Below are 22,733 nucleotides of genomic sequence, written 5' to 3'. Positions count from 1 at the left end.
CTAGCGACTGGTGATCCCCTGCAGATGCACCGTCCCGGCCGTGTCGAACGCCGCCACGACGGTGACCCCGGCGAGCTTGACGACGGCGCCGCCGTGGAGCGTGGTCCAGTCGTCGCCGTCGATGCGGTGGCCGTCGACCGTCGTGCCGTTGGTGCTGCCGAGGTCCTTGATCTGCCACTGCATGCCGCTGCGGCGGATCGCCGCGTGCCGGTGCGAGACCTCGGGCTCGGCGAACGTCACGGGGCTCTCGGCCAGACGTCCGAGCACCGCGCCGTCCGGGCCGATCGCGACCGACTGGCCGTTGCGCTCGAGGCGCAGCAGACCCGCCACGTTCATGGTCGGCGAGCTGTCGACCAGGTCGGGCACCAACGCCGGGAAGTTCATCGTCGCGTCGGGGTCGATCGTGGACGGGTGAGGCACGGCACGCGGCGGGGTGGCCTCTCGCGGCGCGCGGGTGGCGGCCGTGTCGGCGACGACGTCCCACCCCACCGACATGGGGTGCGGCTGCCGCTCGGCCGGAGGGCGGGCGGCCTCGGCGCGTCCGCTGCCCCGGGCCGGCGGCACCCAGCCCGATCGCAGGCCCGGGTCGACCTCGACCGTCACCCGGACGTTCGCGGGCACGCCCCAGCCGGCGCGCTCGGCGTGGTCGGCGTACAACCGTGCGGCGTCCTCGCCGAGACGGTCGAGGTCGCCCTCGGGCTCGAGGCGGTGCAGGTCCTCCGGAGCGACCCTCACGACGAGCTCGCCGAACGCGAGGCGCTCGCCGCTGGGCATGATGACGTGCTGCCCCGTGAGGGCCCGGACGAACCGCCGGCGCAGCACCGCCGACGAGCCCGTCGGGTACGACACGAGCTTCGCGGCGACCTCGGTCGCGGCGGCCTTCTTGGTGGCGGTGCCGAAGATGCTCTGGGCCACGCGCAGCGCGATCCACACGACCGCCACGAAGACGACGAGGATCAGGAGGTTCATCGTGAGAGACGAGAGGGTGCCCATGGCATCATCGTCAGGGTTCGGCGCACCTGGCGTCGAGCCACGACGGAACATGTTCCACGACGTCCGAGGGAGTGCCGGTGCTGCACATCGCGTGGTCGGCCGGCGACGACACCTCCGGTGAGACGACCCTCGAGCAGGGCGCGACGTTCATCCTGGCGCGGCGCATGAACCTGCCCGAGCGGCAGCCCGTCGTGGCCGAGACGATCGACGGCTCGGCGTACGTGTTCGTTCGTCTGCCCTACGTCAGCGACCCCGCCCTCGTCGTCACGGCGACGGCCGCACAACCGGTCGTCCACCGCGGCCAGCGCGACAACGGAGCGATCGTCGAGCTGACGACACCGCAGGGCGGCTCCACCACGCCGGCACCCGGGCAGAAGATCTCGCTGATCGACAGCGGCACCCGCATCGAGCTGCGCTTCCCCGACCTGACGTTCTCGGCGCTCGTCACGTTCGACCTGCCGGACCTCCCCGGCGGGTCGGGCACCGTCCAGCTCGGCGTCGAATCGCTGCAGCACGACGACATCTGGCTGATCGGCGCGATCGCCGTGGCCCTGTCGCCCGACCACGGCGTCGTGGCGCACGGCGACCTGAAGCAGGCCTTCGCCCGGTGGCGCGGCACCGAGGAGCACAGCGACGGCGCCTTCGACCGCAACGTGCTGCGGCCCGCGCTGACGGCCCGTGGCCTCGAAGCGGGGCCGCGGATGAACAAGATCGTCCTGCTCGTGGAGCGCTGCCGTCGCACGGCGGAGTTCCCGTCGCGGGTGCTCGACGACGTCCGGGGGCACCTCGCCGCGCCGCGCCACGACGGCTGAGAGGATCGACGCATGGACTGGGACGAGCTGGGCGAGACCATCGACGAGATCAGCGCGACCCCCGGGCGTCCGGCCCGCCTCGCGGCGTACGAGCGACTGCTCGCGACGTTCGCGCCGGGCCAGGAGGGCCGCGCCGAGGTGCTGACCTGCCTGGCCGACGACCTCGTCGACGACGGACGCCTCGACGACGCCGAGGCCGCGTACCGGGCGGCGATCGACGACGGCGGGCGGACGGTGCTCGAGCCGCGGGCCGGCCTGCTGGCCGTCGCCCTGGCCCGCGGCGACGACGCCGAGGTCGACGAGCTGCTCGCCCAGCTGATCGTCCTGAGCCGTGCCGAGCGACTCGTGATCGGCGACTACGAGTGGATCGCGGAGTCGCTGGAGGACGCCGGACGGCTGCGCGCGGCGCTGCGCTGGTTCACGATCCCCCTGCGCGACATCCAGCCCGGCGACCTCGACCTCATGCCGCCGCTGTGCCTCGACGGACGGTGGCGCGTCCGCCGCGCCCTCGACCTGCCGGTCGACGCCTACGACGAGGCGCACGACGTGTGGCACGAGGTCAACGCGGCTCAGGCCTGATCGACGCCGCCGGCGTCCGCACGCATGACGCGGTCGTGCCGCCGGGTCGCGACGGCCATCACGACCAGCGACGCCGCGGCGGCCAGCAGCGCGAGCACGAAGCCGATCGGCTCGATCGTCAGGGCCAGCCCGTCGCGCGCCCCGAGCAGCTGCACGAGGCCCGCTGTCGTCGCTGCGGCCAGCACCAGGACGACGACCGCGCCGGCGGCGCACCGCACCCACCGCGAACGGGTCAGCATCCCCGTGGCGGTGCCGGCCAGGACCGCTGCCAGCACCAGACCCGTGCCGATCACCAGGTAGGCGTCGGTCGTCGACGCCCCGGCGCCCGGCGCCTCGTCCCGCGCCTGCATGACGATGAGCACCGCCGTGAGCACCAGCACCGTCGCCATGGCGATCCGCGCCCACAGGCGCACCGGCCACGCGGCCAGGGCGAGGAACCAGACCGAGAAGGCGACGGCCCCCGGGAAGACGTCGACGAACGGCGCGGCCAGCGAGGGCATCGTCCCCTCGTCCGTGCTCAGCCCGATCGTGCGCAGGTCAGACCGGTAGAGGGGCTCGCCGTCGACCGTGAACCAGTCGGGCCCTCCCCCGACGAACGAGTTGAGAGCGACGGACAGCAGCAGGAGACCCGCTGCGAGGACGCCCAGGGGCGAGGTGATCAGGCGGTCGCGTCGACGGGCGTCGTTCATGGACGCCATCGTGTCAGCGCCTAGAACAGTCCGCAGTTCGACACGGCCGGCAGGCCTGCGACCCGCGCCTCGAAGAAGGCGAAGGCCTTCGGGAACGACGACACCGCGCCGCCGATGTGCGTCGGTGCCAGGCTCGGCTGGAAGCTGACCTTCGCACCGTTGCGGCACCACGAGCGCGCGAAGTCACGGCCCTGCGCGTACGGCACCACGTCGTCGAGCGTCGTGTGGGCCACGAGCACCGGGACGTCGGGCCTGCCCTTGCCGAGCCGCAGCGACTCCAGCGTCGCGGCGATGTCGGGACGCGACAGGAAGCTCGAGATCGACGACCCGTCCGCCGTGAGGGTCGACGACCGCGTGAAGGGGAACGCCGCGACGCCGTCGAACGTGCACGTCGTGTCGGCCCGGGCCAGGGCGGCCTTGCCGGCGGCGTTGAGCAGCGACGGGATGCCGAGCTCGGGGTAGGTCGCGTCGAGCGCCGTGACCGAGTAGAGCAGGAAGGCCGCGTAGAGCGAGCCGTCGAGGTTGGGGGCGACCTTCGTGAGATCGGCGGGCACGGCGCCGGCGTAGCCGGCCGTGACGTTGACGTCCGGCGCGTAGGCACGGTGCTGCTCGAGCGCCCCCGCCGACGCGTTGCCGCCCTCGGAGTAGCCCGCGATGAAGACCGGCGCGGTCGCGCTGACCCGGTCGGTGCCCAACCGGGTGGCGGCCCGGGCGGCGTCCAGCACGTTGCGTCCCAGCGCCGTGCTGTTGACGTACGCGTGGGTTCCCGGCGTGCCGAGCCCCTCGTAGTCGGTGACGACGACGGCGTAGCCGCGCAGCAGCAGCCCCTTGATGAACAGGCCCTCGTACTCGGACCCGGCCGCCAGCTGCCGGCTCGGGGCGCACGTGTCGGCCATGCCCTGGGTACCGACCGCGAACGAGATCAGCGGGCGCTCGCCCTTGCCCACCCATGGAGCGCGCGGCGTGATCATGGTGCCGGTGACGGCGTCCTTCCGACCGCGGGCGGTGGTGCTGACGTACATGAGCCGCTGCACGCGAGCGTCGGCCTTGATGGCCTTCAGGGGGTCGAGGTAGAACACCGACGGCTCGGACCGGATGACGTCGCCGGGCTGACCGGTGACGTCGGACGGCGGCGTGTAGAAGTCGCCGTCGGCGGCCGTGGCCGGAGTCGATGTGAGCGTGATGCTCGTGAGTGCCGCGGCGATGGCGCCGGTGATGACGTGTCGGATGCGCATGAGTCCCCCTCGGTGTAACCCGGGGTTACCATCTCAGTGAGACAGGTCACACGTCAATGGGCGGGCCTGCACCGCAGTGCCGGCCCGCCCGCGTCCGGTCGGTCAGACCGTGATGACGATCTTGCCGCGGGTGTGACCGTCCTGGTTCAGCTCCCACGCCTTCTGGGCCTCGTCCAGCGGGAACGTCGCGGCGATCTCGACCGTCAGCGTGCCGTCGTCGAACAGGCTCGCCAGCTCGTCGAGGTCGTCGGCGTCGGGACGCACGAACACGTAGTGGCCGCCCAGCTGCTTGACGGTCTCGCCGTCGACGATCGAGGCCACGCGCCCGTGGTCGCCCCCGGCCAGCACCTGCGGGGTGGTGTCGAGGTCGGACCCGCTGAGGTCGAGCACCGCGGTCACGCCGTCGGGAGCCAGCTCGCGGACACGGTCGACGAGTCCCTCGCCGTAGGTGACGGGCTCGGCGCCCAGCCCGCGCAGGTAGTCGTGGTTGCCCTCGGACGCCGTGCCGATGACGCGGGCGCCCAACGACCTGGCGATCTGCACCGCGAACGACCCCACACCGCCCGACGCCCCGTGCACGAGGACGATGTCGTCGGCCTTCACGTCGAGGTGGTGCACCAGCGCCTGGAACGCCGTCAGGCCGGCCAGCGGGATCGCGGCCGCCTGCTCGAACGTCGCCGTGGCGGGCTTCTTGGTGACGGTGCGGATGGGCGCGGCGACCTTCTCGGCGTACGTGCCCCCCTGAACGGCGTCCTTGCGGACGTAGCCGAACACCTCGTCACCCACCGCGAGGTTCGTGACGGACGGTCCGACCTCCTCGACGACGCCCGACACGTCCCAGCCCGGCACGGCCGGCAGGTGCACGTCGAGCACGGCGTCGAGGCCGCCGGCGGCGATCTTCCAGTCGACCGGGTTGACCGACGTCGCGCGCACGGAGACCTTCACCCAATCGGGCCCGACCTTCGGCTCGTCGAGCTCGGCGACCTCGAGAGGTGCTCCGTACTGGGTGAAGACGACCGCGCGCACGTCAGATCCGGTCCTTGTCGTCGTTCGGGGCCAGGTCGTCGATCGACTCCTCGATGTCGGGGCCGGTGCTGTACGCCAGACGCTCCTCGGAGACGACGTGCTGGTCGTCGAGCAGGGCGTCGATCTTCTCGTCGTTGGTCGGCGTGTTGTCGTCGGCGATCTGGGCCGCGTCGTCGGCCTTGTCCTTCGCTGCGTCCTTCGCGTCGTTCGCGACGTGCTTGGCCTTCGTCGCGGCCTCGTCGGCCGTGTCCTTCACGTCGCTCGCGACGTCCTTGGCCTTGACGTCCGAGGCCACGTCGTCGGCCTTGTGCTTGACGTCGGCGGCGACGTCCTGGGCCTTGTCCTTGGCGTCCGAGGCGACGTCCTTGGCCTTGTCGACCAGGTCGTCGTCCTTGACGGCGTCGGCGGCGTCGCCGATCAGGCTCTCGGCGCGCTGGACGACGTCCTGCACGCGCGGGTCCTCCTTGACCTGCTGCGCGGCGTCGCGCACGACGCCCTCGGCCTTGGCGGCGGCGTCCTGCACCCGCGGGTCGTCCTTGACCTGCTGCGCAGTGTTCTTGATCTGCTCGTACCGCTCACGGCCGGCCTTGGCACCGAGCGTGTAGCCGATGCCGAACACGGCGGCGAGGGTCAGCTTCTTGATGGGGTGGCTGAAGAGGCTCATGCGACGAGTCTGACGCATCCGGCACGCCTTCGCAGGTCCACCGACGACGGACGGGTGCGCCCGGCGAACCGGACGCACCCGCGGGTCGATCGACAGGTCAGCGCGTGACGGTGCTGGACCTGGTCTTGCTGGCCGTGCCGCCGGGGCCGGTCGCCGTGACGACGATCTTCACGGCACCCTTGACGCTGCTCTTCGTGCGCAGGTACGTCGTGCCGCCCGCTGCACCGAGGCGCTTGGTCGCGAGCACCTTGCTGCCCTTCAGCAGCGTGACCTTGACCGAGGTCGCAGCCGATGCGCTCGTCGAGACGCGCAGACCCTTGGTCTTCAGCGCCTTGGCCGAGATCTTCTTGTCGGCGACCGCCGCGACGGCCGGACGGGCGGCCGGGGCCGACGGGGTCGGGGGCGTGGCGGGCGTCGAGATCGTGCTGGGCGTGCGGCCCAGCATCGTCGCGAACAGATCGGTCTGGTCGATCGTGCCGGTGACGTTGGCCGCCTGCGGTCCGGAGGCCGCGACGCGGATCTGGCTGCCGGTGTGCGACTGCGAGCTGCCCGGGTTGGCCGTCGAGTACGCGACCGTCATCGGGTCGCCGTCGGCCGTCTTGACCGTCGCGGTCGCCTTGCCGCCCGTCGCGCCCGTCGCGCCGGTGGTGGAGCCCCCGTTGCCGACGATCTGCGTCGAGTGGGCGTGGTCGCCCGTGACGATGATCAGCGTGTCGGGGTGCTTGGCCTGGTAGGTCTGGGCGACCTTGAGCGCGTTGTCGAGCTCGAGGACGTCACCGATCGCACCGCAGATGTCGGACGAGTGCTCCTGCTTGTCGACCATCGCGCTCTCGACCTGCAGGAAGAAGCCCTTGTCGTTGTCGAGCAGGTTGATGGCCTTGTCGGTCATGTCGGCCAGCGTGGGCTGCGTGCCCCGATCGGCGGTCTGGCACGTGGTGTCGGACCCACCGGCACCGGCGGGCGTGGCCGTGAGCGCCTGGTAGCGGGGCGTCATGTTGCCGGTCGTGAACAGGCCGAGGATCGGGCCGTTGTCGAGCGTCGTGACGCCCGCGAGGGCGCTCTTGTTCTCGACGAGCTGGTACTTCTGGGCGCTCTGGGCGTAGGCCAGCGCGGTCGGGCCGGCGTCGGTGGCCTGCAGGTAACGGCTCTTGCCGCCGCCCAGCAGGACGTCGATCTTGTTGTCGACGAGCTGCTCGGCGATCGAGCCCTTGCCGCCGTTGGACTTCTTGGCGGCCGTGCAGTTGGCCATGTCCGTCGGACCCTGGCACGCGCGCAGGTTGATGTGCGAGGCGGCCGCGGCAGGCGTCGCGTCGGTGATCTCGGCGGTCGAGACGTTGCCGGTGCGCTTGCCCTCCTTCTTGTACTTCTCCAGCACGGTCTCGTAGTCGGTGCCGGGCGTCGTGTCGGACACGCTCGGCCCCTGCGAGATGCGGCTGTCGACGGTCTTCTTGCCGGTCGACCAGCCGCTGGCCGTGGGGGCCGAGTCGGAGACGTAGTTGATCGGGTAGTCGTCGGGGTTCGGACCCGTCTTGAGGCCGAACGTCGTCATGGCACCGGTGAACGGCAGCTCGTCGAGGGCGAAGCGTCCCTTCGCGCCCAGCTCGTAGTTGCGGGCCGCGGTGATGATGGAGTCGTCGGTGCCGTCGCCGATCAGCAGGATCACGTTGCGGGGCTTGGCGGGGTCGATCGCGGACGAGAGCTTCGCCGAGCGGTCGTCGGTGAAGCCGGGCGAGACAGCCTGCACAGCGCTGCCGATCGCGAGACCGCCGAGCGCCAGGGCACTCGCGGCGGCGACCATGGTTGTTCTACGCACCATCGGTTCTAGTCCTTTTCTCAGGTCAGGGGATGGTGTGACCCTGTCGGCAGCAGCCGACCGCACGGACAACGCCGGACGCCCGCCAGGTGAACAGTTGACCCCCGCAACGACCTTCAGCGGTTCAGGCGCCGAGCAGGCCGCGGATGTCGTCGGACGTCAACGCGCCCGACAGCGCGGCGCCGTCGTCCATCACCGCGTCGAAGAGCGCTGACTTGCGGGCCTTGAGCTCCATGACCTTCTGCTCGATCGTCTCGGCGGACACCAGCCGGTAGACCATGACCGGACGCGTCTGCCCGATGCGGTGCGCCCGGTCGACGGCCTGCGCCTCGGCCGCCGGGTTCCACCACGGGTCGAGCACGTACACGTAGTCGGCCTCGACCAGGTTGAGCCCGACCCCACCGGCCTTGAGGCTGATGAGGAACACCGAGGTCTGCCCGGCCGTGAACGAGTCGACGGCGGCCTGCCGGTTGCTGGTGCGGCCGTCGAGGTAGGAGTAGGCGATGCCGTCGTCGTCGAGCCGGGCCCGCACGCGCGCGAGGTAGCTCGTGAACTGGCTGAAGACCAGCACCCGGTGGCCCTCGGCGGTGACCTCGTGCAGGTGCTCGAGCAGGACGTCGATCTTGGCCGAGCCGACACCGTCGTGCTCCTCGTCGACCAGCGCCGGATCGAGGCTCAGCAGGCGCAGCTTGGTCAGCGACGCCAGCACCTCGAACCGGTGGTCGGACGCGTCGTCGGCCAGCAGTCCCATGACCTTCTGGCGCTCGCGCTGCAGGTGGGTCTGGTAGATGCGGGCGTGCCGGGGGCTCATCGCGACCTCGAGCACCTGCTCGGTCTTGGGCGGCAGGTCGGAGGCGACCTCCTCCTTGGTGCGCCGGCGCATGAGGGGGCGCACGCGCTTGAGCAGCAGCGCGAGCTTGTCGTTGCCGTGTCCCGTCTCGATCGGCTTCTGGTAGCTCGCGGCGAAGCGCTGCGGGTCGGGATAGAGGCCGGGCGCGACGATCGACAGCATCGACCACAGGTCCATGAGCGAGTTCTCGAGCGGGGTGCCGGTGATGGCGAGCTTGAAGGGGGCGTCGAGCCGGCGCGCGCACTGGTAGGTCTTGCCCTGGTGGTTCTTGACGAACTGCGCCTCGTCGAGGAGCAGGCCCGCCCACGTCTGCTCGCGGTAGGCGTCGTTCTCGAGGCGGAACAGCGCGTACGAGGTGACGACGAGGTCGGCGCCCGCCACCTCGTCGACGAGCTCGGTGCGGCGTCGCGAGCGGGTGCCCTGGATCGTCGCGACCTTCAGGCCGGGTGCGAAGCGCTGCGCCTCGCGCGCCCAGTTGCCGACGACGCTGGTGGGCGCGACCACCAGGAACGGCCCGCTGCCACGCTCGACCTGGCGGACGATCATCGCGAGTGCCTGGACGGTCTTGCCCAGGCCCATGTCGTCGGCCAGGATGCCGCCCAGCGAGTGGTCGGCGAGGAAGCTGAGCCAGGCGTACCCGTCGCGCTGGTACGGACGCAGCTCGGCGTCGAGGCCTGCGGGCAGCTCGGGGACGGGCACCTCGTCGAGCGAGCGGATGGCGCTGATCGACTCCTTCCACGAGCTGGCCTGCCGGTCGATCGTGCCGAGCGCCACGAGCTCGTCCCACAGCCCGGCCTGGAACCGGCTGACGCGCAGCTGGTCGCCGTCGGCGTGCTTGTCGGTGAGCTCGCGCGCCTCCTGGATGAGCTCGCGCAGCTGCACGAGCTCGGGACGGTCGATCGAGAGGTAGGTGCCGCTCAGCAGCACGACGTGCGACTCCCCCGCCGCGAGCGCCGCGAACAGCGGACCGAAGTGCACCCGCTCGCCCTCGATCGTCACCGTGACCGCGAGGTCGTACCAGTCGCTGCGCGGATCCTTGCCGTCCTCGAGCGAGATGTGCACGACGGGCGCCGTGCCGGCGAGCCGGTAGTTCGGCCGGTCGCCGACGGTCTGCACGTCGACGCCCGCCGCCTCGAGGGCCGGCACGACGTCCTCGCTGAGCACCGCGGCCGGGTAGCCGTCGACCGTGGCCCTGGGCACGACCTTGACCCGGCCGGTCCTGTCGGTCACGACGGGCAGCCCGGGTGGGGGCACGAAGTCGTTGACGAGGTCCAGCTCGGCGGCGCGGTCGCGGAACGGCTCGAGCCCGGAACCCCAGGCGGCCCGCAGGGTCCGACCGTCGACCTCGTAGACGAAGCCCCACTCGACGGCGGCCGACAGCCCGTCGTGCGTGACCTTCATCGACAGGCGCGGCGGGACGATCTCGGGCACCTCGATGCGGGGGTCGACCCGCACCGAGCCGAGCGTCCGCTGCATCCGCGGGTAGAAGTCGCGCAGGAACTCGGCGGCGTCGCGGGCGGGGATCTGCACGCCCTGCTGGTTCTGCACCAGCATGCGCAGCGGCTGGTCGAGCGGCTCGGCGAACGGCGCGAGCCAGAGCCGACGGGGGCTGTCGTGGTCCCACGCGGCGATGCCGTGGGCGGGCTGTCCGATCAGCAGGACGCGGTCGTCGGCCTGTGCGTCGTCGACGTCGGCGTGCGACAGGCTGGCCGTGACCGACAGGTCGCCCGCCTCGCCGACCGGCGCGATGTCGACGCTGACCACGACGGGATCGCGGACGACCGTGACCTCGGCGTTGCCGGGACCCAGCAGCGTCACGCCGGCATCAGCCATCAGGTCGAACACCCGCCACGCGTCGCGCGTCAGGCCGCCGAGGTCGATCGTGCCATCGGAGCGACGGACGTGCGAGTAGTGGCTGCGCACCGCGACCTGCAGCTCGGCGAGGGCGTCGACCTGCGGGTGTCCCCCGCTGAAGCCGCGGGTCGTGGCCTCGACGTCGGGCCACGTGGCGCCGGTCTTGATCCAGGTGCCCTTGGCGCCGCGCTTCAACGGCCGGGCCGACAGCAGCGCCTCGCCGCGGTAGTAGGACGGTGCGAGGTCGATGCGCAGGGCCCAGTCGGTGCGCCCACGCCCTGGCGCGCCGACGAGCGGGGCGAGGGCCGAGCGCCACTGCGGCTCGGACGGTCGGGCGACCTTGCGGGCGTAGGCGTCGACGGACGCGATCGCCGCGTCCATCGAGGCCTTCCTGGCGTCGACGGGCTCGTCCGGCTCGGTCTCGATCGAGCTGCGGACCGCGATGATCAGCGCGACGGCGTGCTTGCAGCCGTAGCCGACGGGGCAGCTGCAGGTGGCGACGACGTGGGTGCCGCCGGCCTTGGTCTCGCGCAGCTGCACCGTCGTGGAGTAGACCTGCGGGTCGGTGCCGCGCACCTCGCCGCTCGCGGCGTCGCCGTCGGGGTCGACGCTGCTGACGCTGACCCTCCCGGCGTGCGCGTAGAGCTTGCCCCGCGACAGCGAGCCGGAGTCGAAGGCTCGACGCAGCTCGGTGTCGGTGAGGGAGGCGATCGTCGGTGTCACGTTTTCGAGGCTAGTCGGCGCTGCCGACACCAGCTCGCGCAGCAGGCGGCGGGGGTCGTCCCACCCCAGCCAGGTGTTCTCGTCCATCGGTCCTCCGGGGCTCGACAGGGCTCTCGGCGTCCCGACCGGCGATCGGCAGGGGCTCGGGTGTGCTCGTGTGGGTGTGCCCGGTGCCGGTGCCGGTGGTCCACTCGAACATCCCGGGCGCGGGTTGTCGCACCCTCAGGTGGCCCTCGGTCTTGAGGTGGTGGGCGCGTCGCTGAACCCCATCAGCGACGACAGCGGCACGGAGACGTCCCTGCGCGGCGCCGCCGCCGGCCTCGCCCGTGACGCGCGCCCGGTCGACCAGCACCAGTAACTCCTGTCGTTGCGGTCTCTTCTCCAACCTGGAGAACAGGTCTGACAGGGTTCTCGTCGCGCACTCACGGCCGTGCACAACCGTCGAGCGACTACCCCCAGGTGGTCTCGCCGTGCCGGTCGACGAGTCGGCCCGAACCGTGGCCGGGGCCCTCAGTGGCGAGCTGCACGACGGCGTCCGTCCCCTCGGTGACGGTCTGCGGGCCGCTGTGGGCGTTCAGGTCGGTGGCCGTGTAGCCGGGGTCGGCGGCATTGATGCGGATGTCGGGCCAGACCTTCGCGTGCTGGGTCGTCAGCATCGTCAGAGCGGCCTTCGACGCGGTGTAGGCGGGGGCGATCGCGTGCGACTCGGCCCGCGACGGGTCGTGCGTCAGCTCGAGCGACCCCATGCCGCTGCTGACGTTCACGACGACGGGATCGGCCGACGCCCGCAGCAGGGGCAGGAAGGCGCGGGTGGTGCGGACGACGCCGAGCACGTTGACGTCCAGCACGCCCAGCACGTCGGTGGCCGTGAGGTCGGCGGGGTCGCCCATCGGCCCGGCGACGCCGGCGTTGTTGACGAGGACGTCGAGCGCGCCCTCGTGCTGCTGGACGTCGGCGGCCGCACGGGCCACCGACTCGTCGTCGGTCACGTCGATGTGCACGAACCGACCGCCGACCGAGTCGGCTGCGGCGCGTCCTGCCTGCTCGTCCCTGGCCCCGACCAGCACGGTGTGTCCGTGCTCGGCGAGGCGGCGGGCGGTCTCGAGGCCGAGACCCTTGTTGGCTCCGGTGATGAAGGTGATGGTCATGGGTCCAGCGTGCGCCTGCCGTGCCTGCGGCAACAGGGACGGCTCGACGGTAGGACGAGCAGTACCAGTCACGACGTCCGACGACAGGCGACACTGGACCCATGACCCTCGACCAGACCACGTTCGGAGCGACGCTGCGGGCGTGGCGCGACCGGCTCTCCCCCGCCACCGCCGGGCTGCCGATGCGGCACGGGCGCCGGACGCAGGGGCTGCGCCGCGAGGAGCTGGCCGAGCTCGCCGGCGTCTCGGTCGACTACGTCGTGCGTCTCGAGCAGGGACGCGCGAGCACGCCGTCTGCGCAGGTCGTCGCGGCACTGGCCCGGGCGCTGCAGCTGACCGTCGACGAGCGCGACCACCTGCACCTGCTGGCGGGCCTGGCTCCCCCCGGCGGCGGTGAGATCTCCGAGCACATCCCGCCGGGCATCCAGCGCATCCTGCACCGCAACGACGACTCCGCGACGGCGGTCTTCGCGGCCGACTGGCAGATGATCCAGTGGAACCGTGGGTGGGCGGCACTCGTCGGCGACCCGTCCGCGACCCCGCCGGCGCAGCGCAACTTCGCCCTCGACACCTTCCCCGTCGACGGCGGCGCTCCGCGGCTGGCGCAGTGGCCGATCGTGGCGTTCACGGACGACACCGTGCCCGCCGCGGTCGTGTCCGACCTGCGGCGCGCGACCGGACGGTTTCCGGGCAACCGACGTCTCGCCGACCTGATCGCCCGGCTCACCGCCGGCAACGAGCGGTTCGCCGAGCTGTGGGCAGCCGGCGAGGTGGGCGCGCACCGGGAGGGACGCAAGATCGTCGAGCATCCCGCGGTCGGGCCGCTCATGGTCGACTGCGACGTGCTGACCGACGGCGACGCCGAGCTCAAGATCGTCATCCTCTCGGCGACCCCGGGCACCGAGGACGAGACCAAGTTCAAGCTCGCCGTCATGTCGGGCGTGCGGGGGTCCGTCGCGTCCCGCTGACCTTCAGCACCGCGTCGCGCGTGACCGAACCTGATGCGTCGCGACCGCGTGCAGGCGGCGTTGCATCATCATCGACCTCGGTCGAACACATGTTCTAGTCTGTGCGGGTGGGGATGAACCGGACGAGGCGCGACGCCTGGCCCCCGTACGAGCCCACCCGCCACGTCCTCGTGCGGCGGACCGACCACCGCTACGCCCGCCCGTGGCAGGGGTTCGTCGTCGACTGGAGACGCGACGGACGCACGTGGACGGCGCTCGTCGTGTTCGTCGACGAGACGCAGGACGGTGCGCCGGTCGTGCAGCGCTGGCTGCCCGCCGACCGGCTCACGCCGTGCCACCCCGACCCGAACCCCCAGCGGGACGCCTGGTTCTGAGGCGGTCTACTTCATCCAGTGCGGGTGGTTCTTGTCGCCCTTGCAGACGTACTTGCGGCCCTTGGCGTCGATGCCGGTCTTCTTGTACTTGGCCTTCGGGCAGAACTGGCCGCCCTTGATGCACTTGCCCGTGGAGGTCTTGGTGCAGGTGGCGGCGGAGGCCGACTTGGCGGTGATCGCGACACCCGCGCCCGAGATGGCGGAGGTCGTCAGGACGAACGCGACGATGGCGCTGCGGATCTTCATGGCGCGACAGTAGGTCTGGATTCGTACGCGTGTCCCAGATTCGCAGAAAGACTGTCACAAGTGACTACGTCGACGGATCACGCCTGACTACGCGCCCGTCCACGACGGATTCGGCACCACGACGTCGCGCGGGACGTCCGTGACGTCCGTGGCGCCCGTCAGCGCCATCGTCAGGTCGAGCTCGGCGACGACGTTGGCGACGACCTCCTCGACGCCCTGCTGCCCCGCGATCGCCATGCCGTACATGTAGGGGCGGCCGAGCAGGCACGCGTCCGCGCCGTGCGCCAGCGCCACGAACACGTCGGCGCCCGTGCGGATGCCGCTGTCGAGCAGCACGGTCGGCTCGGGCCCCACGGCCTCGCGGACGGCGATGAGGGCGTCCAGCGACGCGATCGAGCCGTCGACCTGGCGTCCGCCGTGGTTGGAGACGACGATGCCGTCGACGCCGAGGTCGAAGGCCCGCCGGGCGTCGTCCGGGTGCAGGATCCCCTTCAGCACGACGGGCAGCCGGGTGCGGTCGCGCAGCGTGGCGATGTGGTCCCAGCTCAGGCCGGGGTTGGAGTAGATGTCGAGGAACGTCTCGACGGACGCCCGCGGCATCGGCGAGCGGAGGTTGTCGAGGAAGCGTCCGGGGTGGTTCCTCGTGATCGAGATCAGCGACCGGATGGCCTGCAGCGTCACCTTGACGTCCGACGCCGCACCCGCCGCCTTCGCCGCTGCGACCCGCTGGGCGACGATGTCGCGGAAGCGCGGGTCGGACGTGTACTGGCCGATGCCGAGGCCCTGCGCGAACGGCAGCGAGCCGAGCGTCAGGTCCTGCGGACGCCAGCCGAGCGTCGTCGTGTCGAGCGTGACGACGAGCGCCGTGGCGCCACTGGCCTCGGCGCGCCCGATGAGGCTGTCGACGAGGTCCTCGTCGGTGCTCCAGTAGAGCTGCACCCAGTGAGGTGTCGAGCCCATCTCGGCGGCGGCCTCCTCCATCGGGGTGCCGCCCTGGTTGGTGAAGACGTACGGGACGCCCGTGCTGGCCGCGGCCCTGGCGGTGTGCAGGTCGGCGTCCGGGTCGATCAGCTGGCCGGCGCCGACGGGCGCGAGCAGCAGCGGCGACGCGAGCCGCGTCCCGAGCACGTCGACCGAGAGGTTGCGGGTCGCTCCCCCGTGCGCCATGCGCGGCACGATGGCCCAGCGGTCGAAGGCGGCGCGGTTGTTGCGCATCGTGCGGCCCTCGCCGGCTCCTCCCGCGACGTACGCCCAGCCCTTCGCGGACGCCACCCGGTGCGCGGCGCGCTCGAGGTCGGCGAACGACGTCGGCACCAGCGGCTTCGTGCCGACGACCCCGGCGCGGTAGATCGCGTTCTGCCGCTCGCGGCCCGGTCCGGCCGTCGTCTGCTCCGCCATGTCGTGCTCCCGTCGTCCACGCCCCCGCTCGGGTCGCTGGCGTCGAGGGTATGTCGGCTGGGTCAGTCGACCGTCCACGGGTCGACGACATCGGCTCCCACTGCGACGAACGGGCCCGTGTCGCGCGTGGCCACCTCGAATCCGCAGCTCATGGCCGTCGCGGCGATCTGGCCGTCGGCCAGCGACACCGCCCGCCCTTGCGAGCGCGCGACCGCCATGCGTTCGGCGAACACGGCCGCCGCGGGACCGTCGAACGGCAGAACTCGGCCGTCGAACAGAGCGATTGCCTCTGAGACCGCCGCACGCAGAGCGTCCTTGCGTCGCCCCGGGTCCAGCAGCTCCACACCGAGCAGAAGTTCTGCGACTGTCACGGTCGACACGTGCAACGTCGACGCGACCTGCCGATTGAGCCAGTCGAGCACGACAGCGTCGGGGTCGCGGCGAAGCGCCTCTGAGATGACGTTGGTGTCGAGGACGATCACGAGAACTCGGCCGGCTCCGGAGGTGAGTCGTCACGGACGACGTCGAGATCCAGCCCGCCGTGCCGCTCGCCGATCGCCGAGAGTCGATCTCCCATGCGAGCGTCTTCGGGACCAGACACCGCACGTCTCAGGATCTCGCGGATCTCGGCCTCCGTACTGCGTCCATGTGCGACCGCCTGCCCCTTCAGGGCACGGTGCACCTCGTCAGGGATCCCTCGTACCGTCACCGCCGCCATGACGACCTCCACGTGTGATATCAAATCTACGGCTGATGATATCAATGCTGCAGTGATCGCGCGCCATCGCTCCACCACCTGAGTGAGGGCACAACGATCGGGTAACCCAGTCGGGGCGTCACCGCCCGCTCGCCCACCCTGGAGGTCACATGCCCATCTGGCTCGAAGCCGGCGCGTGGGGTCTGCTCGCGGGCGGCGCCCTCGTCATCGGCGCGCTCATCGCCTGGTTCGTCAAGGTGCCGCGGGCCGTCGTCGCGTCCGTCATGGCGTTCGGCTCGGGCGTGCTGATCTCGGCGCTGTCGTTCGACCTGATCGACGAGGCCGAGACGACCGGCGGGCTGCTGCCGACGCTGCTCGGCGCGCTGGGCGGGGCGATCGTCTACGTCGCGGCCAACGTCTTCCTGGCCCGCCGCGGGGCGCAGCACCGCAAGCGGTCGCAGGAGCAGCAGCCGTCCGAGGACGAGCAGGCCGGCAGTGGCGCGGCCATCGCGGTCGGAGCCCTGCTCGACGGCATCCCCGAATCGGTCGTGCTCGGCGTCTCGCTGCTCGGCGGTGGTGGCGTGGGCGTGCCCGTGCTCGCCGCGATCTTCATCTCCAACCTGCCGGAGGGCCTCTCGAGCGCGGCCGGCATGAAGCGCAACGGCCGCAGCGCGCGCTACGTCTTCGGCGTCTGGGTCGGCATCGCGGTGGCCTCCGGCATCGCGGCGATGGTCGGCAGCCTGCTGCTCGAGGGGGCGGCTGACGAGACGATCGCGGCGATCACGGCCGTCGCCGCCGGAGCCATCCTCACGATGGTGGCCGACACGATGATCCCCGAGGCGTTCGAGAAGACCCATCTCTACGCCGGGCTGCTCGCGACGATCGGCTTCCTCACGGCGTTCGCGATCGGACACGTCTGAGACGCACCGGCGCCCCCGCCATGACGTGACGGGGGCACCGGTGTCGCGCAGGTCGTTCGCTCAGGCGGCGTGCTTGCAGGTCGCGCAGGAGCAGTCGGAGCAGACGCAGTTGCCGCACGTGTCGCCGCCGCAGTTGCTGCACGAGCAGACGTTGTGGTTGCACGTCGCGCAGGTGCAGTCGGAGCACTCGCACTTGGCGCAGCTGTCGGAGCAGTTGGCGCACGAGCACACGGTGCACTCGTCGTAGTGGCCCTCGTGCTCGTGGTGGACGTGACCGTCGTGCAGGTAGTCGACGTGGTCCTCGTGGACGACGGCCTCGTGTCCGCAGGCCGGTCCGTGGGTGTGGGCGTGGCTCTCGGCCTCGCGGTGGTCAGTGATCGTCATCGTGGTTCTCCTGGGTGTGGTGGAAGGCGTCGAGGAAGACGTGAGCGACGTGGTCGTCCGCCAGCGAGTAGGCGATCTCCCGGCCGTGCCGCTCGGTTGCGACCAGTCGCGCGCTGCGCAGCACCCGGAGGTGCTGCGAGACGAGCGGCTGGGACAGGCCGAGGGCGTCGACGAGAGAGCTGACGGTCTGCTCGCCGTCGGTCAGGCGGTGCACGATGGCGGCCCTGACCGGCGACGACAACGCACCGAAGACGTCGCTCACGCTGCTGTACTCCGCGAGGATGTCCCGGCTGTCACTCATGCAGACATCCTTATATGCGCATATCGCTATGTCAACGCGACAACGACTCCCATGGCGGGGTGGGTCCGGGGAGCATGCCGACTGCGACGATTGGCCCCATGGACATGAAGGACGTCGACGCCGAGCTCGCCCGCATCGGGACCGCCGGGACACCCGCCAAGCGCGTCGCAGTCCTGCGCCGACGCCTCGACGACTTCGAGCACGGCGAGGACGGACGCGCGGAGTTCCTGACCGCGCTGGCCGGCGAGCTCCACCTCGTCGGCGACTTCGCCGGGGCACGCGAGGCGAGCCTGGCCGCGATCGAGGACGGCGGACCGACCGAGCTCGACCCTCGCTGCGGGCTGCTCATGTCAGAGCTGGAGGCCGGCGAGGACGACCGGGCCGACGCGCTGCTCGCCGAGATGCTCGTGCGTGTGCGCTCAGGACTGATCGGCGGCGTGGAGTGCGAGTGGATCGCCAGCACGCTGGAGGAGGCCGGACGCCTGCGACAGGCCCTGCGATGGTTCACGCTCCCGCTGCTCGACGTCCACCCCGACGACGTCGAGGACGTCGACATGCGCGCCCTCAACGGTCGCTACCGCGTACGTCGCGCGCTGGGCATGCCACTCGACGGCTACGACCTGGCGCGCGACGAGTGGGTCGCCCTTGAGGGGGACGCTTGACGTCCGAGCCAGCACCTGTCACGCCGTCGGCGCAGCCGGCTCGTCCTGGCGGGCGAAGGCGACCTTCGGCGCCAGCATGAGTGCGATCGCGGCGAGCAGGGCGGCGCCCGAGCAGACGCTCCAGACCACGAGGTAGCCCGAGAGCGGAGCGTTGGCGGCCTCCTCGCCGAGCTTGTCGATCGAGCCGGTGGAGGCCAGCGCGATCGCGAAGATCGAGGACGCGATCGCGCCGCCGATGACCTTGGTGCCATTGGTCATGCCGGTCGCGATACCCGTCCGCTCCGGTGGCGCCGCGGCCGCAGCGGCGGCTGGCAACGACGCGACGAGCGCGCCCGAGCCGAGACCGGCGACCGCCATGTTGATGATCGCCTGCAGCGTCGTGTCGTGGAACGGCAGCCACAGCGCGTAACCGACCGCGACGAACAGGCACGCGATGATCAGGGTGCGCCGGACGCCGAACAGCCGCGTCGTCACCGGCAGCGTGAACGCTCCGATCGCCAGCGTGATGACGTAGACACCGATCAGCGTCGAGACGAAGCCGGAGTCGGCGCCGAGGCCGTACCCGCGGACGTCCGGATCGGCCTGGGCGAAGGTTGACAAGGGGATCTGACCTCCCAGCACCGGGATGCCGAACAGGAACGCCGTCAGCTGGATCGGCCACTGGCTCGGGCTCGCGAGCAGGTCGACGTCCACGATGGGGTCGGCGACCGACCGCTCGTGCCGCACGAACGGCACCAGCGCGAGCACGCCGAGCAGCATGACGATCCACGCGCGGACGCTGCCCGCGCCCTCGAGCCGCACCAGCACCAGCCCGGCCATCACGAGGCCCAGCGCGAGGGTGACGAGGGCCAGGCCCGTCCAGTCGATGCCACCGGACGACTCCCCCGGCGCGTCCTCGATGCCGAACCACACCGCCACCAGCACGACCGTCAGGACGATCGCCGGCACCGCGAGGACGACTTTCATGTCGAGGCTGTCGACGATCGCGCCGCTCGTCAGCGCGCCGATGATGACCGCCAGCTCGAGCGCGCCGACGAGCACCGCGGCACCGCGGCGCGTCAGCAGCCCCTGACGTCCGGAGTCGCGGGTGCGGCGGTGGATGATCGCGATCTCGAGCGGCAGCCAGATGATCGCGGCACCCTGCAGTGCCCAGCCGATCAGGAACGTCGTGAAGGACGGCGCGACGACCGTGATCCACGAGCCCAGCGCCGTGACGGCGGTGGCCAGCACCAGCACCTTCTTGTGACCGATGAGGTCGCCGAGGCGCGCCAGCAGCGGGATCGCCAGCGCCGAGACGATCAGCTGCGCCGCCTCGAACCAGTTGATGTCGCCCTCGGAGATGTCGAGGTGCTCGGCGATCTGCGGGTAGATCGGCGTGTAGTAGCCCTGCAGCACGCCGCTGGCGATCTCGACGGCGACGAGGAAGCCGACGACGGCGCCCAGCCCTTGCGCGGCGGCCCTGCCGGTCGACGTCGTCATGCGGGGAGCCTCTCGATCAGTCGGCGGTACCAGCGGACGCCGTCCAGGAAGGCGTCCACGCCCAGGTGCTCGTCGAAGGAGTGGATCGACTCGCGCTGCGCCTTCGTCATGCGGAACGGCGCGAAGCGGTAGACCCGCGGGCAGATCGCGGTGAAGAAGCGCGAGTCGGTGGCGGCCATCATGACGTACGGCGACGGGACGGCGTCCGGGAAGATCTCGGTGATCGTGCCCTCGATCAGCTCGAACGCCTCGTCCATCGGCGAGACGGGGCTGGGCTCGTTCTGCTCGACGACGTCGATGTGCACCTGGTCGTCGTCGACGGCCTTGCGGACGTGCTCGAGCACGCCGGCCACGGTGTCGCCGACCATGATGCGGATGTTGACGCCGGCCTTCGCGGTGGCGGCGATGACGTTGAGCGCCGGCGCGCCCGAGAGGGTCGTGATGGCGAAGGTCGTGCGGGTCATCGCGGCGGGCTCGGCGCCGGCGAGGACGAGCGCGCGGGTCAGCAGCGGCTTGGCGCGGCCGGCGTTCTGCATGATCGGACGCAGTGCGAGCGGGGCGTGTGCGCCCATGCGGCGGAACAGCTCGACGGTCGGGGCGGGGACGCTGGCGGGCATCGGCGAGTTGTCGAGGCGGGTGATCGCGCGCGCGATGCGGGCCGTGGGGCCGAGCTTCGCGGGGGTGGACGCGTGCCCGCCGCGTCCCTCGACCCGCAGCTCGACCGACGTCACGCCCTTCTCGGTGACGCCGATGACGCCGATCGGTGCGGCGACGCCCGGGAACGCCTCGCTCGCGATCGCGCCACCCTCGTCGATCACGAACCATGGCTGCACTCCCCTGGCCCTCAGTGCTTCGACCGCGAGGACGGCGGACGTGCCGGAGACCTCCTCGTTGCCGCCGAACGACAGCCAGACGTCCTGCGCGGGCACGAACCCCTCGGCGAGCAGACGCTCGACCGCGGCGCAGATGCCGACGAGGCTGCCCTTGTCGTCCAGCGTGCCGCGGCCCCAAATGGTGCCGTCGACGACGTCGCCGCCGAAGGCCGGGTGCTGCCACTCGCCCTCTACGGCGACGACGTCCAGGTGCGCCATCATGACGACCGGCTTGGCGTCGCTCCTGCCGATCCAGCGGAACAGCAGGCCGTGCGTGTCGACGCGCGTCAGCTCGAGGTGTTGGTGGACGAGCGGGAACCGCAGCTCGAGCTCGTCCACCGCCTCGTCGAACGCGGCCACGTCGACGTTCGCGGGGTCGCGATCGCTGACGGTGGGGATCCGCACCAAGGCCTGCAGTGCTGCGACTGCCGCGTCGTCATCCATGGCGGCAGACTAACGGCGGACGGGCTCAGGCTGTCTCGACCGCGACGGGTCGCCGCCCTCGCCGCCTCGCGGTCGGCGCTGGGACGCGTAGCGTGGTCACATGACTTCTGACGTTGACGTCCCCGTGGACTGGCCGACCAATTGCCCTCGCTGCGGCACCGAGCTGAAGTCCGAGGTCGTCGACTCACGGGTGACCAACGACTTCGACGAGGGTGCACCCACGCCGACGCTGGCCGTCGACGTCTGCCCGAACCCCGACTGCCCGGGCGCGAACTCCGACTCGGCCGGCGAAGCTCAGGCCACGTAGCTCTCGGCGAACAGCTCGGCCGAGCGCAGCCGCTGGTCGACGGTCGAGCCCTGGTGGGTGACGATGAGCTCATCAATGCCGGTCTCGTCGACGAACTGCTCGACGTGCTTGACCACGATGTCGGGCGTGCCGGCGGCGCTGTACGTCATCATCTCGCGCAGGTGCTGGCCCTGCGGGGACGCGAGCACCTCGTCGGCCTGCTCGTCGGTGTACTTCGTGCCGGGGCGCACGAGCAGTGCCACGCGGCTGCGCGCGACCTCGAGCTGCTGGCGCTCGGCAGAGGCCTGGTCGTCGGCGGCGAAGACGTTGTACGCAGCCATGAGGTGGGGCTTGTCGAGCTGCTCGGACGGCTTGAACTCGCTGCGGTACAGCGCGATCGCGTCGTGCAGGGCGGCCGGCGCGAAGTGCGAGGCGAAGGCGTAGGGCAGGCCGAGGGCCGCCGCCAGTCCTGCGCCGTACAGCGACGAGCCGAGGATGTAGAGCGGGACGTCCGTGCCGGCGCCCGGGTAGGCGGAGACGCCCGGGATGCGCGACTGACCGCGCAGGTAGGCCTGCAGCTCGAGGACGTCCTCGGGGAAGCTGTCGGACGACGCGGCGTTGCGGCGCAGGGCGTGCATCGTGTTCTGGTCGCTACCGGGCGCGCGACCCAGGCCGAGGTCGATCCGGCCGGGGTGGAGCGTCTCCAACGTGCCGAACTGCTCGGCGATCGTGAGCGGCGAGTGGTTCGGCAGCATCACGCCTCCCGAGCCGAGCCGGATGGTGCTGGTGTGAGCGGCGACGTGCGCGATCAGCACCGAGGTCGCGGACGAGGCGATGGACGCCATGTTGTGGTGCTCGGCGTACCAGACCCGCTGGTAGCCCACTCGTTCCGCCGTCTGCGCCAAGGCGACGCTGCCGGCCAAGGACTCGGCGATCGTCTGGTTCTTGCCGACGGTGGCGAGGTCGAGGATGGAAACCGGCACAGACATGGAACACCCTTCATCGCGTCGGCGCCGCCAACTGACGCCGCCTACTGAGTGACAACCCGCCAGCCGCCCGATCTCATCCCGACGTCGTGGTGTCCCATCCCACCCGGACCTCGTCGGGAGAGCCTCCGCCGCGTCAGCGTGCCGGGTCACGCCGTCTCATCGTCGTCCGCGAGGTGTTGGAGCACGCTCTCGCGCAACCACTCATACTGCTCGTCGACCCGGTGGCCGTCCATCGGACGCTCGATGCTCACGGCGCCGGCAACGTTTACTCGCGCTGAACTGCTCTTTGAGTAGATCGACGTCGTTGCCGTCCAATTGCGCAAATCT

The 22,733-nt window shown here is 71.2% G+C and carries 25 protein-coding genes; 8 read left to right on the top strand and 17 right to left on the bottom strand.

Going from position 1 to position 22,733, the window contains the following annotated elements:
- Nucleotides 1–993 carry an FhaA domain-containing protein gene (locus tag ASD10_RS10375; protein WP_056607957.1) on the bottom strand — a complete coding sequence of 331 codons (993 nt, stop codon included), beginning with the start codon at nucleotides 991–993 and terminating at the stop codon, nucleotides 1–3.
- A 77-nt stretch (nucleotides 994–1,070) separates the two neighbouring features.
- Here ASD10_RS10375 and ASD10_RS10370 point away from each other — a divergent pair, with 77 nt between their 5' ends.
- Together ASD10_RS10370 and ASD10_RS10365 are read left to right on the top strand one after the other, a co-directional pair.
- Nucleotides 1,071–1,805, top strand: coding sequence for a hypothetical protein (locus tag ASD10_RS10370; protein ID WP_157432543.1), 735 nt, complete (start codon nucleotides 1,071–1,073; stop codon nucleotides 1,803–1,805).
- Nucleotides 1,806–1,817: 12 nt separating this feature from the next.
- A complete protein-coding gene (locus tag ASD10_RS10365; protein ID WP_056607955.1) occupies nucleotides 1,818–2,384 on the top strand; it encodes a hypothetical protein in 567 nt (188 codons plus the stop codon).
- Here ASD10_RS10365 and ASD10_RS10360 read toward each other — a convergent pair.
- From ASD10_RS10360 to ASD10_RS10335, 6 genes are all read right to left on the bottom strand, one after another.
- Nucleotides 2,375–3,073: a hypothetical protein gene (locus tag ASD10_RS10360; RefSeq protein WP_056607953.1), complete on the bottom strand. Its 699-nt coding sequence runs from the start codon at nucleotides 3,071–3,073 to the stop codon at nucleotides 2,375–2,377. The two genes, ASD10_RS10365 and ASD10_RS10360, sit on opposite strands and share 10 nt — an antisense overlap.
- 20 nt (nucleotides 3,074–3,093) lie before the next feature.
- Nucleotides 3,094–4,308, bottom strand: coding sequence for a lipase family protein (locus ASD10_RS10355; protein WP_056607952.1), 1,215 nt, complete (start codon nucleotides 4,306–4,308; stop codon nucleotides 3,094–3,096).
- A gap of 102 nt (nucleotides 4,309–4,410) precedes the next feature.
- Nucleotides 4,411–5,334, bottom strand: coding sequence for an NADP-dependent oxidoreductase (locus ASD10_RS10350; protein WP_056607951.1), 924 nt, complete (start codon nucleotides 5,332–5,334; stop codon nucleotides 4,411–4,413).
- A 1-nt stretch (nucleotide 5,335) separates the two neighbouring features.
- Nucleotides 5,336–5,998, bottom strand: a complete 663-nt coding sequence (locus tag ASD10_RS10345) for a YtxH domain-containing protein (RefSeq protein WP_056607949.1) — start codon at nucleotides 5,996–5,998, stop codon at nucleotides 5,336–5,338.
- A gap of 97 nt (nucleotides 5,999–6,095) precedes the next feature.
- Complete coding sequence (locus ASD10_RS10340) at nucleotides 6,096–7,814, bottom strand: alkaline phosphatase (RefSeq protein ID WP_082556140.1); 1,719 nt, start codon at nucleotides 7,812–7,814, stop codon at nucleotides 6,096–6,098.
- A 121-nt stretch (nucleotides 7,815–7,935) separates the two neighbouring features.
- Nucleotides 7,936–11,238 (bottom strand): DEAD/DEAH box helicase, encoded by a 3,303-nt coding sequence (locus ASD10_RS10335; protein WP_162248844.1) that lies wholly within the window; start codon nucleotides 11,236–11,238, stop codon nucleotides 7,936–7,938.
- Nucleotides 11,239–11,464: 226 nt separating this feature from the next.
- Between ASD10_RS10335 and ASD10_RS19505 the strand changes: the two genes are divergently transcribed.
- Nucleotides 11,465–11,596 (top strand): hypothetical protein, encoded by a 132-nt coding sequence (locus tag ASD10_RS19505; RefSeq protein WP_255355131.1) that lies wholly within the window; start codon nucleotides 11,465–11,467, stop codon nucleotides 11,594–11,596.
- Between the two features lie 91 nt (nucleotides 11,597–11,687).
- Here ASD10_RS19505 and ASD10_RS10330 read toward each other — a convergent pair whose 3' ends face one another.
- Nucleotides 11,688–12,386: an SDR family NAD(P)-dependent oxidoreductase gene (locus tag ASD10_RS10330; protein ID WP_056607944.1), complete on the bottom strand. Its 699-nt coding sequence runs from the start codon at nucleotides 12,384–12,386 to the stop codon at nucleotides 11,688–11,690.
- A gap of 101 nt (nucleotides 12,387–12,487) precedes the next feature.
- Between ASD10_RS10330 and ASD10_RS10325 the strand changes: the two genes are divergently transcribed.
- Entirely contained in the window at nucleotides 12,488–13,354 is an 867-nt protein-coding gene (locus tag ASD10_RS10325; RefSeq protein ID WP_056607942.1) for a helix-turn-helix domain-containing protein, read from the top strand.
- Between the two features lie 113 nt (nucleotides 13,355–13,467).
- Complete coding sequence (locus ASD10_RS10320; RefSeq protein ID WP_056607940.1) at nucleotides 13,468–13,728, top strand: hypothetical protein; 261 nt, start codon at nucleotides 13,468–13,470, stop codon at nucleotides 13,726–13,728.
- A 6-nt stretch (nucleotides 13,729–13,734) separates the two neighbouring features.
- On the opposite strand, the gene ASD10_RS10315 is transcribed toward ASD10_RS10320, so the two are convergent.
- The 4 genes from ASD10_RS10315 to ASD10_RS10300 all read right to left on the bottom strand — a co-directional run bounded on the left by ASD10_RS10315 (nucleotide 13,735) and on the right by ASD10_RS10300 (nucleotide 16,102).
- On the bottom strand, nucleotides 13,735–13,974 hold the full coding sequence (locus tag ASD10_RS10315) for a hypothetical protein (RefSeq protein WP_056607939.1): 240 nt from the start codon (nucleotides 13,972–13,974) through the stop codon (nucleotides 13,735–13,737).
- A gap of 87 nt (nucleotides 13,975–14,061) precedes the next feature.
- Nucleotides 14,062–15,372, bottom strand: a complete 1,311-nt coding sequence (locus ASD10_RS10310; protein ID WP_056607937.1) for an alpha-hydroxy-acid oxidizing protein — start codon at nucleotides 15,370–15,372, stop codon at nucleotides 14,062–14,064.
- Nucleotides 15,373–15,434: 62 nt separating this feature from the next.
- Nucleotides 15,435–15,854, bottom strand: a complete 420-nt coding sequence (locus ASD10_RS10305; protein ID WP_056607935.1) for a type II toxin-antitoxin system VapC family toxin — start codon at nucleotides 15,852–15,854, stop codon at nucleotides 15,435–15,437.
- Nucleotides 15,851–16,102 (bottom strand): hypothetical protein, encoded by a 252-nt coding sequence (locus tag ASD10_RS10300; protein ID WP_197983492.1) that lies wholly within the window; start codon nucleotides 16,100–16,102, stop codon nucleotides 15,851–15,853. Before ASD10_RS10300 ends, ASD10_RS10305 begins: the two co-directional genes overlap by 4 nt.
- A 137-nt stretch (nucleotides 16,103–16,239) precedes the next feature.
- Here ASD10_RS10300 and ASD10_RS10295 point away from each other — a divergent pair, with 137 nt between their 5' ends.
- Nucleotides 16,240–16,989, top strand: a complete 750-nt coding sequence (locus tag ASD10_RS10295) for a ZIP family metal transporter (protein ID WP_056607933.1) — start codon at nucleotides 16,240–16,242, stop codon at nucleotides 16,987–16,989.
- A 60-nt stretch (nucleotides 16,990–17,049) separates the two neighbouring features.
- On the opposite strand, the gene ASD10_RS10290 is transcribed toward ASD10_RS10295, so the two are convergent.
- Nucleotides 17,050–17,373, bottom strand: a complete 324-nt coding sequence (locus ASD10_RS10290; RefSeq protein ID WP_056607930.1) for a hypothetical protein — start codon at nucleotides 17,371–17,373, stop codon at nucleotides 17,050–17,052.
- Nucleotides 17,360–17,674 carry a helix-turn-helix transcriptional regulator gene (locus ASD10_RS10285; RefSeq protein ID WP_056607928.1) on the bottom strand — a complete coding sequence of 105 codons (315 nt, stop codon included), beginning with the start codon at nucleotides 17,672–17,674 and terminating at the stop codon, nucleotides 17,360–17,362. The genes ASD10_RS10290 and ASD10_RS10285 overlap by 14 nt, the downstream gene beginning before the upstream one ends.
- Nucleotides 17,675–17,772: 98 nt before the next feature.
- On the opposite strand from ASD10_RS10285, the gene ASD10_RS10280 reads away from it, so the two are divergent.
- Nucleotides 17,773–18,336, top strand: coding sequence for a hypothetical protein (locus ASD10_RS10280; RefSeq protein ID WP_056607926.1), 564 nt, complete (start codon nucleotides 17,773–17,775; stop codon nucleotides 18,334–18,336).
- An 18-nt stretch (nucleotides 18,337–18,354) separates the two neighbouring features.
- Here the strand turns inward: ASD10_RS10280 and ASD10_RS10275 are convergent, their stop codons facing one another.
- Nucleotides 18,355–19,815 (bottom strand): MFS transporter, encoded by a 1,461-nt coding sequence (locus tag ASD10_RS10275; protein WP_056607924.1) that lies wholly within the window; start codon nucleotides 19,813–19,815, stop codon nucleotides 18,355–18,357.
- On the bottom strand, nucleotides 19,812–21,131 hold the full coding sequence (locus tag ASD10_RS10270; protein ID WP_056607923.1) for a M20/M25/M40 family metallo-hydrolase: 1,320 nt from the start codon (nucleotides 21,129–21,131) through the stop codon (nucleotides 19,812–19,814). Before ASD10_RS10270 ends, ASD10_RS10275 begins: the two co-directional genes overlap by 4 nt.
- A 100-nt stretch (nucleotides 21,132–21,231) precedes the next feature.
- Between ASD10_RS10270 and ASD10_RS10265 the strand changes: the two genes are divergently transcribed.
- Entirely contained in the window at nucleotides 21,232–21,438 is a 207-nt protein-coding gene (locus tag ASD10_RS10265; RefSeq protein WP_157432542.1) for a hypothetical protein, read from the top strand.
- Here the strand turns inward: ASD10_RS10265 and ASD10_RS10260 are convergent.
- Complete coding sequence (locus ASD10_RS10260) at nucleotides 21,426–22,406, bottom strand: LLM class flavin-dependent oxidoreductase (protein ID WP_056607918.1); 981 nt, start codon at nucleotides 22,404–22,406, stop codon at nucleotides 21,426–21,428. The genes ASD10_RS10265 and ASD10_RS10260 overlap by 13 nt on opposite strands.
- Between the last annotated feature and the right edge of the window lie 327 nt (nucleotides 22,407–22,733).

The organism is Aeromicrobium sp. Root472D3, assembly GCF_001426485.1.
Classification (GTDB): Bacteria; Actinomycetota; Actinomycetes; order Propionibacteriales; family Nocardioidaceae; genus Aeromicrobium.
Note: the sequence above shows the minus strand (reverse complement) of the source record. Positions and strands in the feature narration are given on the sequence as shown.